The organism is Falsigemmobacter intermedius (assembly GCF_004054105.1).
GTDB lineage: Bacteria > Pseudomonadota > Alphaproteobacteria > Rhodobacterales > Rhodobacteraceae > Wagnerdoeblera > Wagnerdoeblera intermedia.
In genome coordinates, this window is sequence record NZ_SBLC01000044.1 from 1 (window position 1) to 18,110 (window position 18,110).

Annotated in this window: 16 protein-coding genes; 9 read left to right on the forward strand and 7 right to left on the reverse strand. The window is 59.5% G+C overall.

The window, feature by feature from the left end; genetic code table 11:
• Both traN and EP867_RS16940 read left to right on the forward strand, forming a co-directional pair.
• A partial coding sequence (gene traN, locus EP867_RS16935; protein ID WP_164888921.1) for a conjugal transfer protein TraN occupies positions 1 to 631 on the forward strand: 631 nt, incomplete at its 5' end.
• Complete coding sequence (locus EP867_RS16940) at positions 628 to 1,191, forward strand: DUF2726 domain-containing protein (protein ID WP_128490650.1); 564 nt, start codon at positions 628 to 630, stop codon at positions 1,189 to 1,191. The genes traN and EP867_RS16940, both read left to right, overlap by 4 nt.
• 353 nt (positions 1,192 to 1,544) lie before the next feature.
• Here EP867_RS16940 and repC read toward each other — a convergent pair whose 3' ends face one another.
• The 3 genes from repC to repA form a co-directional block, all read right to left on the reverse strand.
• Positions 1,545 to 2,675, reverse strand: coding sequence for a plasmid replication protein RepC (gene repC / locus EP867_RS16945; RefSeq protein WP_128490651.1), 1,131 nt, complete (start codon positions 2,673 to 2,675; stop codon positions 1,545 to 1,547).
• Positions 2,676 to 2,855: 180 nt separating this feature from the next.
• Entirely contained in the window at positions 2,856 to 3,854 is a 999-nt protein-coding gene (gene repB / locus EP867_RS16950) for a plasmid partitioning protein RepB (protein WP_128490652.1), read from the reverse strand.
• Complete coding sequence (gene repA, locus EP867_RS16955; protein WP_128490653.1) at positions 3,854 to 5,041, reverse strand: plasmid partitioning protein RepA; 1,188 nt, start codon at positions 5,039 to 5,041, stop codon at positions 3,854 to 3,856. The genes repB and repA overlap by 1 nt, the downstream gene beginning before the upstream one ends.
• A 204-nt stretch (positions 5,042 to 5,245) precedes the next feature.
• Between repA and EP867_RS16960 the strand changes: the two genes are divergently transcribed.
• The 7 genes from EP867_RS16960 to EP867_RS16995 all read left to right on the forward strand — a co-directional run bounded on the left by EP867_RS16960 (position 5,246) and on the right by EP867_RS16995 (position 14,262).
• Positions 5,246 to 6,328, forward strand: a complete 1,083-nt coding sequence (locus EP867_RS16960) for a Fic family protein (RefSeq protein ID WP_128490654.1) — start codon at positions 5,246 to 5,248, stop codon at positions 6,326 to 6,328.
• 109 nt (positions 6,329 to 6,437) lie between these two features.
• Positions 6,438 to 6,764, forward strand: a complete 327-nt coding sequence (locus EP867_RS20625) for a hypothetical protein (RefSeq protein WP_452124522.1) — start codon at positions 6,438 to 6,440, stop codon at positions 6,762 to 6,764.
• Positions 6,765 to 7,117: 353 nt separating this feature from the next.
• Positions 7,118 to 7,387, forward strand: a complete 270-nt coding sequence (locus EP867_RS20010; RefSeq protein WP_174722349.1) for a helix-turn-helix domain-containing protein — start codon at positions 7,118 to 7,120, stop codon at positions 7,385 to 7,387.
• 1 nt (position 7,388) lies between these two features.
• Positions 7,389 to 8,675: a type II toxin-antitoxin system HipA family toxin gene (locus EP867_RS16975; protein ID WP_128490656.1), complete on the forward strand. Its 1,287-nt coding sequence runs from the start codon at positions 7,389 to 7,391 to the stop codon at positions 8,673 to 8,675.
• Between the two features lie 346 nt (positions 8,676 to 9,021).
• The gene (ftsH, locus tag EP867_RS16985) at positions 9,022 to 10,854 is read left to right on the forward strand and encodes an ATP-dependent zinc metalloprotease FtsH (RefSeq protein WP_128490657.1); all 1,833 of its coding nucleotides are present in this window, start codon (positions 9,022 to 9,024) and stop codon (positions 10,852 to 10,854) included.
• 63 nt (positions 10,855 to 10,917) lie between these two features.
• The gene (locus EP867_RS16990; protein ID WP_128490658.1) at positions 10,918 to 13,824 is read left to right on the forward strand and encodes an ATP-dependent Clp protease ATP-binding subunit; all 2,907 of its coding nucleotides are present in this window, start codon (positions 10,918 to 10,920) and stop codon (positions 13,822 to 13,824) included.
• Positions 13,825 to 13,848: 24 nt separating this feature from the next.
• Entirely contained in the window at positions 13,849 to 14,262 is a 414-nt protein-coding gene (locus tag EP867_RS16995) for a hypothetical protein (protein WP_241656952.1), read from the forward strand.
• A gap of 405 nt (positions 14,263 to 14,667) precedes the next feature.
• Here EP867_RS16995 and EP867_RS17000 read toward each other — a convergent pair whose 3' ends face one another.
• The 4 genes from EP867_RS17000 to EP867_RS20080 form a co-directional block, all read right to left on the reverse strand.
• Positions 14,668 to 15,702 (reverse strand): HlyD family secretion protein, encoded by a 1,035-nt coding sequence (locus EP867_RS17000; RefSeq protein ID WP_128490659.1) that lies wholly within the window; start codon positions 15,700 to 15,702, stop codon positions 14,668 to 14,670.
• The gene (locus EP867_RS17005) at positions 15,699 to 17,330 is read right to left on the reverse strand and encodes an MFS transporter (protein WP_241656953.1); all 1,632 of its coding nucleotides are present in this window, start codon (positions 17,328 to 17,330) and stop codon (positions 15,699 to 15,701) included. Before EP867_RS17005 ends, EP867_RS17000 begins: the two co-directional genes overlap by 4 nt.
• Positions 17,327 to 17,755 (reverse strand): MarR family winged helix-turn-helix transcriptional regulator, encoded by a 429-nt coding sequence (locus tag EP867_RS17010; protein WP_164888922.1) that lies wholly within the window; start codon positions 17,753 to 17,755, stop codon positions 17,327 to 17,329. The genes EP867_RS17005 and EP867_RS17010 overlap by 4 nt, the downstream gene beginning before the upstream one ends.
• A 129-nt stretch (positions 17,756 to 17,884) precedes the next feature.
• Positions 17,885 to 18,110 (reverse strand): hypothetical protein (locus EP867_RS20080; protein ID WP_206616360.1); only part of this gene is annotated, 226 nt, incomplete at its 5' end.

Consider the following 18,110-nt stretch of genomic DNA (forward strand, 5'->3'; position numbering starts at 1 on the left):
GGGCGGCGGGCCTGCCGTTGCCAACGGCGCTCTGCAACAGGGCACCATTTCCCTGACCTCTGGCGCCGCCTCGGTCATGAGCGCGGTGATGACAGCCTACACCGTCTATGCGCTTATCTCAGTGCTTGTTGAGGTCCTGTTTGCCTGCTCAGAAAGTGAACAGGAGCTTCAGGTGCGAAAGGCCCTCCGATCAACGCATGAGATCGGCACATGGTGTTCCACCAAGATCTTAGGGAAATGCGTCAAGCGAAAGACTGGATATTGCATGTTCAACTCGCCCTTGGCGCGCATCATGAACGAGCAAGCCCGTCTACAGCTGAACATCCCGTGGGGGCCGCCAGAGAACCCGGATTGCCGTGGCATCACGCTTGCCGAGTTCCAGAACCTCGATATGGAGCGGGTGGACCTGTCTGAATGGACCGGAATGCTCGCCGCCAGCGGCATGCTCGACATGAGCTCTACCAACATTGAGTCTATGACTGGTGTTGGCTCAACACTCGGCCGTGCCCAAGAGGATCTTTATCCGAGGGAAAATGCCATCGATCGCAACCTGAACCGCCTCGATGGGATCGATCTTGAAGGCCTTCGCAACGATGCGGTGAACGATTTTGGAATGGGGGTAGTCCAATGATGGGGCTCGACAGCACCACAACTCTCATGCTTGGGAGCTTCGCCGTAATCGTTGTTCTGGCGGCCGCATGGCATTTGCAGACACGGTTCGGGGCCAAGTCGCGTCAGGTTTACACCTCCAAGCGCCTCCTGAACGCCTCTGAGGGAAAGCTTTACGTGTCACTTGAACGGTGGCGCCGGGAAAACGCACGAGATCTGAACCTGTCCACTCAGGTCTCTTACGGGGCGTTCATCGGAGCTAAAGAGCACGATGACTGGCGCAAAGTCGCAGCGAAGCACGCTGACTTCGTGTTCTGGGGCCGGGATGGCTACGTGCGGGCTATCGTAGAATTTGACGGGTCCGGACATTACGGGGATAGTCGTGATGCTGCGCAAAAGGTCCAAGCGAGAGACGAAATCAAAAATGCTGCCGCGATCTCAGCGAACATCCCTCTGATACGCATCCCACAGGGGACAAGTCAGAAGGATCTGGAAGACACTCTTGCAGCGGTTCTGCTGCCTGCAAAGGGGCCAAAGATCGTGACGAATGCCGCAGATAATGTGGCGCATTTGAAGGTTTGAGGGACAAGTAGATGATCAAAGTATCGCCCATATTCGCGGCCCTTCTTCTCGCTGGTTGTGTGAGCACAACGCAGCCGGCCCAAACAACAGCCCCGGCTGGCACCGCCTCAAACATCGCTGAACGAGCGGGCTACGCCAGTGCCTAAGAGCAGCGAAATGCCTCTAGGGCGAACTATGACAGTGCCGTTGACGCAGGCATCGTAGATGCTTGTGCTTGGAGGCCAAGGTCGGCCAGCAAAGTCGCCGACTACCTTTGCGCATCAACATTGCTCATTGCTCATTGCTCGTTGCCAGGCTCAGATCGGAAGGCCTATGGCATCTGAGTCAGAACCGAAACGGCGTCCGACACAGGTTCACAGCTGTGAACTTTCACGAGGGTTCTTCAATGCCGCGAACATAGCTGACATACGGAACAGTCCTTTTGAAGCGCGTTGGCACAGGCTTTGCAAATACGCACCCGGGCTACGGATATGCTGAAAACGTTCCAACATTGCGGCAAGGATTGCGGATGCTGCTTCGGCGCCAAAGCAGATCTTTGCTGATGTCCAGACGGGTAGTGAGATGCCCATCATTCCGTGTAATGTATCTGCGGCTCTTTGCAGACACTTCCAACTTGTGATGGGGTCTGGATAGATCGCTGCGATTTGGGTGCATTTTGCCATGAGAGATCGTAACTCTGTGGCTGTAGTGCCTGCTGTGAGGTTATCCACAGGCACAGTTTCGGCATTTACACCTACAGATTCAGAATGATCTATATTTGTATTCTGATAGTGGTGCTCATTTTGAGCACCAGCGCTGCTCAAATGGGATGTGATGGAGACGCTTTCTGTGGTGTGAACTTCATCAATAAGTTTCTGTAGTTGATCAGAAAGAACATGTAGTTCAGCAGTGCTCAGCTTGCGGCGCAGGGCTTGTGATAGCTCCTTTAAAGCTTCGCAGGGCAGTTCCGGATGATGGAGTGCATTCAGGTCACGAAGCTGAAGAGAAATTTTTTCACGAAGCGCTGCACGCTCTGCTTCTGCTGCTCGCGCAGTCTCCGCAAGATGGCGAATTTCTCCTAAGCGTGCCAATAGAGGAGATACGTCAAATCCGTATGCGATCAGTTCGCCAGCGGTACGACGCTGGTACCGTTTGCCGTTAGGGCTGTCCCTACGCGCGATGAGGCGTTGACTGACAAGTTTCGCCAAGTGTCGCCGCATGGTCGAGCACGGCATGCCATTGAGACGCGCACAGATAGTAGCATTTGAGGGATAAACTACGAGGCGATCGCCGGGACCGATCGTTTTCCCAGGGATAAAGCTCAGCAAGACTTCCAGAACTGCGATCTCTTGGCTCTTAAGCCCGAGAGCGAGACGACCCAAGACAATGTCCTGAAGCAGATGCCATTTATTTACCTCTGGCATGTCTTGCCGGGGTGTGAGGTTAGCTGGCTCCAAAGCAGCAGAGATCGACCGCCGGAATGGCGTCAATGGAATGTAGCCCATTATTCATATCACGAAGGCAAAAGTGATCGGTCCGCGAATCGATTTGACTTGCGGTCGGACGGCCCTGCGATTACTTTGAAGGTGCTAAGATCAAAGGGGTCTCGTGGGGCGTATGTTCTGCGGGACCTTTTTATTTCGCCTTGGCCGTGCCTCCTTAAGGGTTGCGGGTCGGGATAAACATTAGTCGCGGGCCTTCCAGCGCGCGATTAATTCCTGCATATGCGCTTCAGCACTGGCCTCAAACCAGGTCAAAAAATCAGGCTCGACGTATTCAAGATCAAGCCGCAGACCTTTCGGCAGGCGTTTTATTTTACCGAGAGCAACACCATCTACTTTCAGTACACGCGCACGCGTTGCGGCAGAGCCTTGGGCAGGGGCGGTGCGATTGACCTGCGCTTTAGCGGCCTGCTTCATGACCAAATGGAAGGCTTTGGTCGACGGGTCGTCTGCGCCCTCACCTTCCAAGTCATAGGTTTGGTTATGGGCAATCCGCGCCGTGCTAATCAGAGAAGCACGCTGTTCGGCACTACCATCCAGCAAACCAATGAGCGCCTCCCAGCGGGGCCGTCCGATAGTATGTGCGGGCCCAATTGCCTGTGCCAGCTCCTGACCAACCCCATTGGCAACGCTGACAGCCATCGAAATCGCGGATTTCGTGGTGTTTAACACTTCGGCGATCTGGCTTTGATTGCCAAAACCAGTATCGAGCAGCTCTTTGGCAAAGAGCGCGCGCTCTATATAGCTCAGATCCCGTCGTGCGGTATTTTCAGCGACTTGCGCGCGTACCGCGGCTCCGTCATCCAGAGAGGCGATAAGCGCGCGCACCTTCGTCACCCGGTCCGAGCTGCGAATCGCTTCCAAACGACGGCGTCCATAGACCAGTAGGTAACGATCGGCATCCTGCGGATGGCGGCGCACCAGAATAGGCACTGTTTGCCCATTGGCTTCAATTGATGCGCGCAGATCGGCCACATCACCTGGATCCAGTCGGTCTTTGAAGCGCGTGTCCTCAATCTGCGCGGGATCAAGCTCCCACACCCGATGGCTATCCACAGCATCGCGTGCCGAGCGTAGCGCGCGATTGGTGGACATCATCGCCGGTGCCGCTGCCGGGGCAGGGGTTCCACTGACCACTAGATGGTCCAGCATTGAAAGCCGCTTTCTCTTACCGTCCTGCATCACGCGCGCCCCCAGGTCTTTTGGATTAATGCGGCAATCTCATCGTTGACGGCATTGATGCTTTCCAACGCGCGGTCATAGGTCGATCGCGTGAAACTGCTGCGGTCCACTTCGTAAAGGGTCTGTTTGGTCAGGCCTGCGTCCGAGATGGCGGTGGATTTCAGCATTGGTGCGTTTAGCACCTTTTCACCATACATCGTCCGCAGGAACGCCGTCATACGGTTCTGAGGAGCATCAGTGGGTTCATACCGTGTTAATAGATAGCGCATCCAGTCGTGTTTCATATCGGCACCGCTTTCAGCGATGACATCCATCAAATCGGCGGTCATTCTAAGGAACTGGCTCATGGACATGACATCAAGCATCTCGGGGTGGATGGTAACCAGAACTCCCGTCGCAGCGCTGAGTGCGGACATGGTTAAAAAGCCCAATTGCGGCGGGCAATCGATCACGACCACATCATAGTCGGCCTCAACCTGGGCAAGGGCGTCGCGCACCCGAAAGAAGAACAGCCCCGCATTGCCTTGGGCCAGAGCGCGGGGGGTGTCATGTTCGAACTCCATCAGCTCTAGATTGCCCGGAATCAGATCCAGGCCTGGAATGTAGGTTTTGCGAATGACGTCGGTGATGGCGGCCGGGTCATCGTATCGGATTGCATCATAAAGCGTTCCGCCGTCGGTCAGGTCAATTTCAGGCTGCACGCCATGCAACGCCGTCAAGGATGCCTGAGGGTCAAGGTCTATCGCCAATACCCGATAGCCGCTTAATGCTAAGCGCTGCGCCAGATGAGCGGCAGTGGTGGTTTTTCCCGAGCCACCTTTAAAATTCATTACGCCAATGACCTGAAGGTGATCTCCTTCACGTCGACCCGGTATGTAATCACCAGGGCGGCGTGCGGTTTTTTCCAGCATTATCCGCAGATTCAGGAGATCTTCTGCCGAATAAAGCCGCCGGTTGCCGGCGGTGGTTTCTGGCGAAGGGCCTTTGCCTTCCAAATGCAGTTTGCGTAGGTAAGAATCATTCACGCCCAGCAGCGCTGCGGCTTCACCAGAAGTGAATTTACGCATGACTTTCGCCGCATTGGGTGGGAAAATGTTTTCACGCTGCGCATGCAACTGTGCGGCCAGCCATTCGGCATGGTCCCGGATGACCTGATTCAGATCCTCCTTTTCACTGCTCGCCTGCATCTCTTCGCCTCAATCTGCTGTCACGCTTTCTTTCGTTTAATCGTGTATTTTCGTGACTATTGTCGAGGCTAAATCGTTAAGCAAGTAAAAATTCCCGCTCGTGATGCTGCCGATGCTTGGACTCTGGAAGGGTGAGGAGAATAATCTCCATATTCGCCTCATAAATGTTGCGTTTTTGATCCGAATATGCTGAGTGATCACATCATGTCTCATATCTGGCAATCGTCCCATTGGCCCCGTTTTCACTACGATCCTCGCGCCACCGAAGTCGCTCTGGCCGAGGTGCAGGAACGACTCGGGGAGATTCGCGGAATTCAGGCCGGGCTTTCGCCACAGGATCAGGAATATCTCCACTATTCCAGGATCGTGGAGGAAGCAGTTGCCTCCTTTGAGATTGAAGGGGTTCAGCTTGATCCGTCTCAGATTGAGGCCTCGGTGATCGCCTCGTTGCGTCACCGGGCGCAGGTGCAACCGGCAAGACGGGCCGATGCGATTGCCGCGCTGATGACCTCTGCCCGTGACATTTCCGGACCGGTGGATGAGGCATTGCTGATGTCCTGGCACCGGCTGTTGTTCTTTGGGATAGAGATCGAGGATCCGGGTCGTTGGCGCAGTTTTGAGATAGAAATTGTCAAATCCGCCGCGCCGGGGCGCAGTGATATGCTATATCGGGCGCCGCCGCCTAGCCAGGTGGCAACAGATATGGCAGATTTTCTTAGTTGGTTTAATGGCCCAGTAACTATGCCTGTGCCGATCTTTGCCGCTCTGGCGCACCTGTGGTTTGAGTCGATTCATCCCTTTTCTGATGGTAATGGCAGGATCGGGCGAGCACTTATTGATGTGGTTTTTGCCCGTCACCGCGGGCTGCCGTTTGCCCTTTCCAGGCAGATTGAGCGGGAGAAGAAAGAGTACTACGCTGCACTTCAGGCTGGACGGCAGTCAGGGCAGGCGGCCATTGATGCGACGCCTTTTGTGATATGGTTCCTAAACTGCCTGAACCGGGCGGCTAAGAGCAGCCACGACGATGTGCGTTTTTTCTTGCGCCGCAATGCTTTTTTCGCCCGCCATGGCGCGCATCTTACGTCCCGGGCAAATGAGGCGTTTCGCAAAATTTTTGCTCTTGGACCCTTGCGTTTATCTGAGGGTATTTCTGCTCGAGGCTGGCGCAAGCTGACTGGTGCGTCCAGTGCAACAGCCACCCGCGATCTGGCCGCGCTGGAGTTGGCGGGAGTGTTGCGCCGCACCGACGCTGGCGGTCGATCGACTAGTTATGAGATCCTTTGGTAGAGGGTATCGGATGTCGTTACAAGCCAGCCATATTGGCGTGATCCGCGGCTTTGACGCCGAGACCGGCTATCTGGTCTTCACTGAGAGCCACGCGGCCCATGTCATCAAGATGGTCGGCCGCGAAGAGGCCGACAAAGCCGATGCGAAAGACTCCCACGCGGGTCTGCCGTCGCAGTTCGGCACGCCTTGGGGCACTGCGAAATGGTATTTGATGTCGCCGCTTGGCGTACCTTGCCAGGAACCGTCTTTCGGAGGAAACACGCCTGACCTCAGGGAATGCCTCCCCCACCCAAGCCGTCAGCTTAGCGCGGCCGGGATACGCCAAGGCCCGAAATGTCCAGGAAACGCAACGGCCGTGACTGGCATAATGTGCCAGCGCAGCCTGCTTTTGAGCCTCCGAGAACTTTTGCGGCCGTGGTGCCGAGCGCGCGGGTAGATCCTGCTGCCGCTCGAATTTGAGACAGCAGCCCTTCAGCGCATTCCTGCTTGCATAACCCAGCTCGCGGATTGTCCCGTGAGGTCGTTTGCCAAGCTTGACATAAAGGGCAACCGCCCTCATCCGCTCTTCGTATGAATACATGAACTATCTTCTCGATAGTCCAATTTTTGTCCGCATCCCCAATGGGCTTTTTCTAAGCGGCAATCCACACACTCGAAATCAATATTCCCGAACGGTATCTTTTTGTCGTTTACCACCTTTATCAGAGAATATGTTCCCAATCGGGAATATTTGTGGCGTTCAGAGCCGAAACTTGCTAAAAGTTCCCGAACGGGAATAAGGGGCTGGACATGTCTGTCACCGGGGCTGCCGAGGCTGAAGCTTTTGGTCGTATGATCCGCGAGCGGCGGCGCGAGTTGGGACTGCGTCAGGAGGACATTGTGCTCTCGACGGGTGTTGGGCGGCGCTATCTGATTGAGCTCGAGGCTGGCAAGCCAACGGCGCGGATTGGACCGGCGCTGATGATCGCGGGTCTTCTGGGGATCTATCCAACGATCTCAGCCCAAGGCGCTGCGCGGACTCAAGCTGCAGAGGCGCTGCCGCCATCGCTCGAGCCGTAACATGCAGATCTATTTCGAAACCCGCCCTGTGGCCGAGCTGCTGCCCGGAGATCTGGGGCCTGGCCTTGTTTATCACCGCGAATGGCTAAGCCTGCGGGGTGCCTTTCCGGTTTCCACCCGCATGCCACTGCGGGCCGAACCTTATACCCCGGACGTGGTTCTGCCCTGGATCATGAATCTGCTGCCTGAGGAAGATAATCTGGAAGCCGTTGCGCGGCTGACCGGTGTGGGCAAAGCAGATGCCCTGGGGATTCTGGCTGAGATCGGCCGCGACACATCGGGTGCGCTGTCGTTTGCTGAACGTGGTACAGCGAATATGCATTACAGAGCCGTCGACAGCGAGGAGGCGCTTGAGCGCATCATCGAAGAGCTGCCCTCAAAGCCCTTTCTGGCCGGGGATGAGGGTGTTTCCATGTCTCTTGCGGGTGTGCAGACCAAAATTGGCGTGCATCTGGACGCTGAGGGGAAGGTTGCAATCCCGCTTAACGGATCACCCTCAACCTGGATTTTGAAACCTGATACCGACAGGCTCTGGGGCACGGTGGCTAACGAGGCTTTTTGCCTGCGGCTGGCGCGTCATGTGGGGATCAACGTCCCCGATATCCGCATCGGCCAGGCGGGGAGGCGGCGATTTTTGCTCATCGCGCGCTATGATCGGGTTAACGAGGGTCAGAAGTGGCGCCGCCTTCATCAGGAAGACTTCTGTCAGGCACTAGGTCATTTCCCCTCTATGAAGTACGAGAAGAACGGCCGAAACAGGCCGGGGCCGCGCATCCGCGATCTGATTTCCGCGACGCGACAAAGTGTGGGGATTGCCGGTGTGATTCCGATGCTGCGGCACGTGATCTTTAATATCCTCGTCTGCAATACGGATGCACACGCCAAGAATTACTCGCTGTTGATTCAGGGCGGCGGCACTGTTCAGCTCAGCCCGATTTATGATGTGATGTGCGCGCCAGTCTGGCCGCGAATTACCAGGTATCTCGCAATGTCGGTCGCCACCAAACGCGACGGAGATTACCTGCTCGGCCGTCACTGGCAGCGCGAAGCGCTTTTGTGTGGCCTTGGTGCCCCGGCCCTTTTGCGGCTGGTGGGCCGCATGTGTGATGAGGTGGAGGCCGCGCTGGATCGGACGGTGGCTGATATTGCGGCGATGCATCCTGAGGGACGTGCGATGGCAGAGCTTTGCCGCGATGAAATCCGGAAGCGGACCGGGCATATCCGTTACGGGTTGAAAACAACCGAGCCCGATCCTGCGGCCTGGGTCTCAGCGCATTTGGGCAAATGAGACACAGATCGAGGTGCGCTGGCAGGTTTCGCTTTCGGCCCTACTTCGGCGGCTATGCGGCTTTAGTATTAGCCATTGGGCCCCTAATTGGTTTGAGGGCAATGCGAGCACGTTCGGCCTGAATAGGGCGTTGAAGTGTAACCGCCCCCGACGGCACCGATGTCCCATGGTAGGAGAGGTAGAGGTGGTCGCACGAATTCGGACCAGGAGCTAAGCATTAGATCCCCGACGAGCGGCGTTGAAGGAAGACATCTTAAAGGACCTATCAGTCGATGAGAGGCGCGTTCTTCTCGCACTTCTCGAACGCATAGGTGCGCGGCTTTCACGCTAGAGGGGGCGAATCGGTATGGAGAGGAAGACCGAATACAACATCTGGTACTGGGTGGTGGCTTTCATAGCCGTGCTTTTCATCCAGAGCCTGATCGCTGGCTGGCAATCCGTCGCTCCCATTAGCTACAGCCAGTTCGAGAAGTATCTCGCTGACGGGAAAATTTCTTCTGTCGCGGTCGGGTCAGACACTATCACAGGCACCTTCGCCGAACCCGTCGACGGCAAGAGCCAGTTCGTGACGACGGTCGTGGATCCCGCGATCCTGCAGCGGATCGACCGCTCGGGCGTCGAGATCACGGGCGTTCCTCAGAATACTTTTTTCGGCACACTGATTTCCTGGGTGGCGCCAGCGCTTGTCTTCTTCGGAATCTGGATGCTGCTGTTCCGCAAGTTCGCCGACAAGCAGGGCTTCGGCGGGTTCATGCAGGTCGGCCGCAGCAAGGCCAAAGTTTACATGGAAAAGGAAACCGGCGTCAGCTTCGCGGACGTGGCCGGTGTGGACGAGGCCAAGGCCGAGCTCGAGGAGGTCGTGGAGTTCCTCAGGAACCCCGCCGAATACGGAAAGCTGGGCGCACATATCCCCAAAGGCATATTGCTCGTCGGGCCGCCGGGAACCGGCAAGACGCTTCTGGCGCGCGCGGTGGCAGGCGAGGCCGGCGTGACCTTCTTTTCGATCTCGGGATCAGAGTTCGTCGAGATGTTCGTGGGCGTCGGTGCCGCACGGGTGCGCGACCTGTTCGAGCGGGCCCGGAAATCGGCCCCGGCAATCATCTTCATCGACGAACTCGACGCTCTTGGGAGGGCGCGCTCCTCCGGCCAGATCGCCGGTGGCCATGATGAGCGAGAGCAGACGCTGAACCAGCTTCTGACCGAGCTCGACGGCTTCGACCCTTCAGTGGGCATCGTGCTCCTGGCCGCCACCAACCGACCCGAGATTCTCGACCCCGCGCTGCTGCGTGCGGGACGCTTCGACGGTCAGGTGCTGGTGGACCGGCCCGACAAGACGGGGCGTGTGCAGATCTTGAACGTGCACATGAAGAAAGTGACGCTCGCCCCAGACGTCGATGCCGAGAAGGTCGCAGCGCTTACTCCCGGCTTTTCCGGCGCGGATCTTGCCAATCTCGTCAACGAGGCAGCATTGCTCGCCACGCGCCGCAAGGCTGATGCGGTGACGATGGACGACTTCAACAATGCGGTGGAACGCATCATCGCCGGGTTGGAAAAGAAGAACCGCGTGCTCAATCCACGCGAACGCGAGATCGTGGCGCACCACGAGATGGGGCACGCGCTGGTGGCGATGGCTCTGCCGGGGGTGGACCCGGTGCACAAGGTCTCGATCATACCGCGCGGGATTGGCGCGCTCGGCTACACCATCCAGCGCCCGACCGAGGACCGCTTCCTGATGACGCGGGAGGAACTCGAAAACAAGATCGCAGTCCTGCTTGGCGGGCGCGCGGCAGAGAAGATCATCTACGATCATGTCTCGACCGGGGCGGCGGACGATCTGGTCAAGGCGACCGACATCGCCCGCGCCATGGTCGCGCGGTACGGGATGGACGAAGAGCTCGGGCATGTCAGCTACGACACCGATCGGCCCGGCTTTCTCGGCACCGGCGACCAGTCGTCCTGGCTGAACCGCCGCTACAGCGAGGCCACTGCTGAGCGGATGGACGCGAAGGTGCGCGACATCGTGGATGGCGTGTTCAAGCGCACCCTCACCCTTCTTGAATCCAATCTGGATCTTCTCGAGCAATCGGCGCAGGATCTCCTGCAACGAGAGACACTGGACGAGCCCGATCTTGTGGCAATTGGGTCCAAGGTGAAACGAACGGAAGCGGTCGCTGCGTGACACTGTCACTGGCGCAGATGATCGGCGAACAACCCTGACTGGATAAAGAAACGGAGAAGACGAATGGCAAACGGAGCTTGCGATATTTGCGGTCGCCCGGCGACGGCGCGCGTGCGCGCCTCGGTGAACGGCAGGGTTCAGAACATGGAGCTTTGCGACCAGCATTACAGCGAAATGGCCCGCCGGTCGGGGCGCAGCGCCTCGCCGCTGGAGTCCCTGTTCGGACGGCGTTCCCTTCTTGACGAATTCTTCGGCGAGAGCGGTTTCGGCAGCCTCTTTGGTGACAGTCCGCTGCGAGGCGGCACGCTCGGCTCCATGGGTGACGGCGATGACGCTGTCGTCGACACCTCTTTCGGCGAGGGCGCGCCGCGGCGTGGATCGCGGCGCGGCGGCGGACGCACCATCGCCGACCGGCTGAGCGAACAGGGCAACAAGCTGCTGCAGGATGCCGCACAGAAGGCCGGGGAATTCGGGCGCAGCGAGGTCGATACCGAACATCTGCTTCTGGCACTGACCGCGTCTGACGTCGTCAAGACGATCCTGGAACAGTTCAAGGTCGATGTGGACGATCTGCGGCGCCAGATCGAGAAGGAAGCGAAGCGTGGAGACGCCAAGACGGAAGGCGAAATCGGCGTCAGTCCTCGCCTTAAGGACGCGCTGAACCGGGCCTTCATCGCCTCGAACGAACTCGGCCATTCCTATGTCGGTCCCGAGCACCTGCTGATCGGCCTTGCCGAAGAGGGCGAAGGCCTCGCGGCGGCGATGCTGCGCAAGCTGGGGTTGACGCCGCAGGCGCTGCGTCAGCAGGTGACGAAGGTGGTCGGCAAGGGTGCCGAGGAAGGCCGCGTCGAGACTCCGTCGAACACCCCCGATCTCGACCAGTTCAGCCGTGACCTGACGAAGCTCGCCCGCGATGGCAAGCTCGATCCCGTCATCGGCCGCGCCCGCGAGATCGAGACGACGATCGAAGTGCTGGCCCGCCGGAAAAAGAACAACCCGGTGCTGATCGGCGAGCCCGGCGTGGGCAAGACCGCCATCGTCGAGGGACTTGCACAACGGATCGTCGCGGGCGAAGTGCCCGAGGCGCTGCGCGACAAGCGGCTGGTCGAGCTCAACATCAACTCGATGGTGGCCGGGTCGAAGTATCGGGGCGAGTTCGAGGAGCGGGTGCAGAAGATCCTCAAGGAGATCACCGAGGAGAAGGACAGTCTGATCCTGTTCATTGACGAGATCCATACCATCGTCGGCGCCGGCCAGGGCGGCGGCGAAGGCGGTCTCGACATCGCCAACACCTTCAAGCCGGCGCTGGCGCGGGGCGAGCTGAACCTGATCGGCGCGACGACGCTCAACGAGTACCAGAAATACATCGAGAAGGACGCGGCGCTCGAGCGACGGTTCCAGCCGGTTTATGTGGACGAGCCCACGGTCGCACAGACGATCATGATTCTGCGCGGGCTGCGCGACACGCTCGAAAGCCACCACAAGGTGACGATCACCGACGAGGCGATCATCGCCGCCGCGGAGCTTTCGGATCGCTATATCACCGGTCGCTTCATGCCCGACAAGGCGATCGACCTGATCGATCAGGCAGCCGCACGGGTGAAGATCAGCGCCACAGCGCGCCCTGTGGACGTCCAGGAGCTGGAGGCCGAGGTCGCGCAGATCAGGCGCGAGCAGGACTATGCCGCAGCCCGCAAGCAATTCGACCGGGCAGCGGAACTGAAGAAGGAACTCGAGCAGAAGCAGAAGGATCTTGACGAGCTTCTGGAGATCTGGAAGCGCGACCAGGCTTCGGCGACCGCCGAGGTGCGCGCCGATCATGTCGCGCAGGTCGTCTCCAAGATCACCGGTGTTCCGGTCACGGAGCTGACCGCCGAGGAGAAGGACAAGCTCCTGAAGCTCGAGGAGAAGCTGCACGAGCGCGTCATTGGCCAGGAAGAAGCGATCCGCGCCGTGGCCGATGCGGTGCGCCTGGCGCGTGCGGGTCTGCGCGAAGGTTCCGGTCCGACCGCGACCTTCCTGTTCCTCGGGCCGACCGGGGTTGGCAAGACGGAACTGGCCAAGACGCTCGCCGAGGTGATCTTCGGCGATCAGGACGCGATGATCCGTATCGACATGTCGGAATATGGAGAGCGTCACGCAGTGGCACGGCTCGTCGGCGCTCCTCCGGGCTATGTCGGCTATGACGAGGGGGGGCAGCTGACCGAAAAGGTCCGCCGCCGGCCCTATTCGGTGGTGCTCCTCGACGAAATCGAAAAGGCGCATCCCGATGTCTACAACATCCTGTTGCAGGTGTTCGACGATGGCCGCCTGACAGATGGCAAGGGCCGCGTGGTGGACTTCACCAACACCATCATCATCGCCACCTCGAACCTCGGTTCGGACATCATCCAGCGCAACCTCACGAAACGCGGCAGCAGTGAGTTCGACGAGGCCAAGCAGAAATCCGAACTGATGGAGGTGTTGCGCGGTCATTTCCGGCCAGAGTTCATCAACCGGATCGACGAGATCATCGTCTTTCATTCGCTGAATCAGTCGGAGATCCGCCAGATCGTCGAGTTGCAGCTCAACCGGGTGAAGCGGACCGCCCTTACCCAGGGCGTCGAACTCGAATTCGACGTGAGCGTCGTGGATCACTTCGGCGCGGTCGGCTTCCGCCCCGAATTCGGCGCCCGCGAGCTGCGCCGGCTGATCCGGTCGGAGTTGGAGACCGAGTTGGCCCGCGAGATGCTCTCCGGGCGGATCGAGGATGGCGACAAGGTCCGCGTCGCCTGGTCAGCGGACGAACAGAAGGTCGTGTTCGAAAAGATCGCAAGGGACACCGGTGACGACAGCCCGGACGATCAGGCCCAGGCCGGGATCGGCGAGTCCAGCGCAGTTGCCGAAAACAAGGCGGACGCTCCGACGCCCGATGTCCCAGTCGACGCCAATGACAAGGAGCAGTCCAAGGGCGATAAGTCTACCGGATGACGTCGTGAAGGACTGGCCGGCGCGATGACGGTCGCGCCGGCTCATTTCGTCAAAAAGCGACTAGCAAGGTCATACGGCATGGAAGTCATCAGAGCATTTCGCAATCTCGACCGGCATGGCCAACAGCGCGCGCCTGAGGTCATCGAGGAAGAGGTGCGGCAACTTGAACCGCATCTTGTACGCTTCCGCGAGGATCTCGTCCGGCTCGAAGTCGTCGCCTCCCAGACGAGCGGCAAGACGCGCATCCAGGTCAGCCTGCGCCTGCAACTGCCCTCGGGCGTGATCGCGGCACAGGAAGAGGGGTTCGTGATCGAGCCTGTCCTGCGCAAGGCCTTTGCCGACCTGCGCCAGCGGGTTGACCGGCATGTGGCGCGCCTCAAGCCCTTACTTGTGAGGCATCGAACGCTTTTCACCATCCAAAGTTTAGCTGCGCAATAATCCGTGATGCAGTACCGCCACGTCCTGTGGGATTACGTCACCCTCAAGAAACCGATATCAATAACTGCTTATTTTATCTTATATGTTCAAAAACATGCAATAACTTACGTTACTACTATGACCTCAGATCTCTGATAAGTCCGGGTTATCGGATGAAAGTGTGAGTGCTGGCTGTGGCTGAGATAACTAAGACTTAGTGATCTTCAACCGACGGCTTAGAGGAGATTACGTCCCAACATTATCGTATGCTTCCTGATGCGCAATATACCCGGCATGAAACCTTAAATGTCCGCTCCGGCGCGCGGGTCGATGGTGAGGTCAGGTTCGATGCCCAAGCGTCAAATATGCAAAGAAAATTGGGCGCTTGTGCCGGGCAGGCTGTACCACAACCCGCCCCGGACAAGATCACTCAGCCGGCTCTGCGGTGACGCTCACGGACATCCCCGGTAGCAATGCCGCGGTCAGGCTCTGGCCGGGGTCGATCTCAATGCGGGCGGGGATGCGCTGGACGACTTTGGTGAAATTGCCCGTCGCATTGGTGCCCGCGACCAGGCTGAACTCGGAGCCGGTTGCCGGAGAAAAGCTGCGGATATGGCCGGTCAGGCTCTGCCCGCCGAGGGCGTCGACGCGGATGGTGACGGGCTGATTGAGGGCCAGATCCTCAAAACGCGTCTCGGTGAAATTGGCGATCACCCATGGCTCGCCTTCGACCAAGCTGCCAAGGGCGGTGGCCGCCGCCACATATTGCCCGACCCGCGCCCCCACCTGGCCCAGCGTGCCGGCCGCAGGCGCGGTGATTTCCACATGATCGAGGTCGATTTTTGCAAGCGCCACGCTGGCTTCGGACTGGGCGATGCTGGCTTCGGCGGCCGCGACCTGCGCGCGCAGCGCGCTCAGTTTCTCCTGCTGGGCGGCGAAACCCGCCTCGGCTTCGGCCAGCTGCGCGCGCGCCCGGCTGAGCGAGAGATCGGCCTGCTCTGCGGCGGAGGTCGAAAGGATCCCGCGGTCCTGCAGCGAGTGCTGGCGGTCATGTCCGGCCAGCGCCGTCTGCAGGGCAAGCTGTGCTGCCTCCACGCCCGCGACATTGGCCTCTGCGGTCAGCTCGGTGGCGCGCAGGGTGTTCACGGCCGCATCGCGGCTTGCCCGCGCCACGGCAAGACCCGCCTCAGCCTGCCGCAGTTTCTGCTCAAAGCTGCGGGCATCAAGGCGGAACAGCACCTGACCGGCGGTCACCGTCTCAAAGTCGCTGACGAGGACTTCAGATACATAGCCCGCCACCTGCGGCGAGAGGCTGGTGACGCGGCCGCGGACATAGGCGTTCTCGGTGGTGGGCAGGCTGGCGGAAAAGGGCGGCAGCTCCCAAGCGAAAGCGACCAGACCCGCACCGGCAAGCCCAAGGGCGGTTGTCAGAGCCAGGGGCAGAAAATGCGATTTGTTCATTGTGTCGGACCGGTTTCAGAAGAGGCAGGGCCCGGCGCGGCTGCGTTCAGCCGCGCCGTGAGCAAAAGATAAACCTGATGGAGCAAAAGCACCGCCAGCGCGCCGAGTGCTGCCAGCGCCGTCAGCAGATAGGCGTCGTTATAGGCCATGACGGTGGCCTGACGGCCCGCCTCCTGGACAAGGGAGGTGACCGCCTGGGCTTTATTCGCGGCCATATCAGCGCTTTGCGCGGCAAGACCGGCCATATTGGCGGCGATCTGGTTTTGCACCACGGTCAGTTCGGGGCGTAGCTGCTCAGTCAGGGTCTGCAGATGGAACGCCTGACGGTGGTTGATGATCGTGCTGAACAGACCTGAGCCCACCACACCGCCAAGGCTTTGCGTTGAGAGAAAGACCACGATGAAGGACATCAGATAGGCCGGCCCGCGCTTCAGAGCCGCCAGCAGCCCCATCACCATGGCCGGCGCCATGAAGAGCATGCCCGCAAAGGCAATCAGCGTCTGGCTGAGGAACATATCCGCCGGCCGCGTCAGCACCGTGCTTGCGCTGTCCATAAAGGCGCCGAGCGCGATCAGCACGAGGGCCACGGCGTGAAACCACGGCTCACGCCCCGGACGCAGCAGCGCAAGGCAAAGCGGTGCCACCACGAGCCCCGCCACAACGATCAGGCTGAAAAGCCCCATAAAGGCATCCTGCCCGAAACCCAGCACCTGAAACATCCGCGGCGCACCGCTGCTCTGCTCGGAAAGCAGAAGCCGGAAGACCAGCATAGCGCCGGTCATCTGCAGCATGGCCGGGCTTGCGAGCCAGCGGAAATCAATGAGCGGCGCCTTGCGGTAAAGCTCTGAGATGACGGCGAGCGTGAAGCCCAGGATCGTAAGGATCAGCAGCCCCCCGATCCAGTCCAGCTCAGTCCACCAGTAGATCGGGCCCAGAATGCTCGCCACCGTGATCGCCCCGAAGGAAAAAGCGATCAGCGTGAAGGTGCGGAGGTCGGCAAATTCGATCACCTTCTGCGTCGGTGCCGGGGCCAGAGGCAGGCGGAAAGCAAGCGCAAGGGTGACGAAGGCCATGCCGAGCGTCAGTAGATGCACCTCAAGAAAGCCGCCATCCCCGATCAGCCCCGGTGAGAGCACCCGCGCAAGGCTCGGCGCGCCCATAATCACCGCCATGGCCATGGGCAGGCCAAAGACGATCTTCAGCTTCTGCGACAGCGGCTCCAGCATATAAAGAAAGGCCAGCGTCGACATCGGCGCCGCCGCGATCCCGGCGACGAACTGCAGCGTCAGCGCCGAACGGAAATCCTGCGCAAAGCAGGCCGCCAATGAGACCAGCGCATAAAACACCAGCGCAGAGCGGGTGAAGGCCCGAAGCCCGTATTGCGTGCGCAGTTTCGTCAGCAGCAGCGGCAGCGCGGCGCGCGGTGCCATATAGGCCGCCATCAGCCAGCTTGCATCAGCGACCGAAACGCCCAGATCCCCTGCAAGCTGCGGCAGGTTATTGGAAACAAACCCCTGTCCTAACCCCTGAGCCAGAGCGATCAGGGTGGCGAGGATCATATAGGGCAGAACCGGACGTTTTTGGGCCTCAGCGGGCTGCGCCGGGGCAGAGGGTGCAGAGGCGCTCACAGGGTTTCCAGCCGGTCGATATTCAGGTGCAGCCGCTGCAGCACGGATTGAAAGACATCAAGCTCCGCGCCGCTCACACCTTCCAGGAGCATCTGCCGGGTTTTGCGGCTGAACTCGGTCATCGCGTGGGTTTGCCCGAAAGGCGTCAGATAAAGCCCCTTTCCCCGCCCGCCGGCGGGCAGGGGGCGGCGCTCCACATAGCCATCACGCACCAGGGCGTCGATCTGACGCTTCAATGTTGGGGCTTCGATCTGCAGCACCTGCGCCAGGTCGAGCTGTGTCAGCCCTTCACGATCGCGCAGCGACAGCAGCACCCGCACGCGCGCCAGAGTGAGCCCATGCTCCCCCGCACGACGGTCATACATGGTGCGCAAACGCCGCGCTGTCGCGCTCATAAGATCCAGAATATCGCCTTCGCGGCTCATTAACGACGGCTCCCGCTCATCCATATTAGCATGCTAATTAAGGATCACGTCAGCTTTTGCCAAGATCGTTTCTGCCTGACCTGCCCAGCCCGTCGCGGAGGGCGGACCCACAGCGCTGTTGGCTGTGGTTCAGAATTGTTGCGGTGGGGGGCGGATCAAAAACCGGGCTGGTTCCTCGTCCGGATCCACTTTCGCGACAGAGCCGGTAGGTACGGTTGATCCCGGACGGCTCAACGCGCGTCTGAGTACGGTGAACAGGCCGAACCAGCGCTGCTTTTGGACTAAATCCCGCAACGGCATTGCCAAGTTATTTTCACCTGGTGTGTTGCAGTCTGTGTGAAGCCGGTCACGCGGT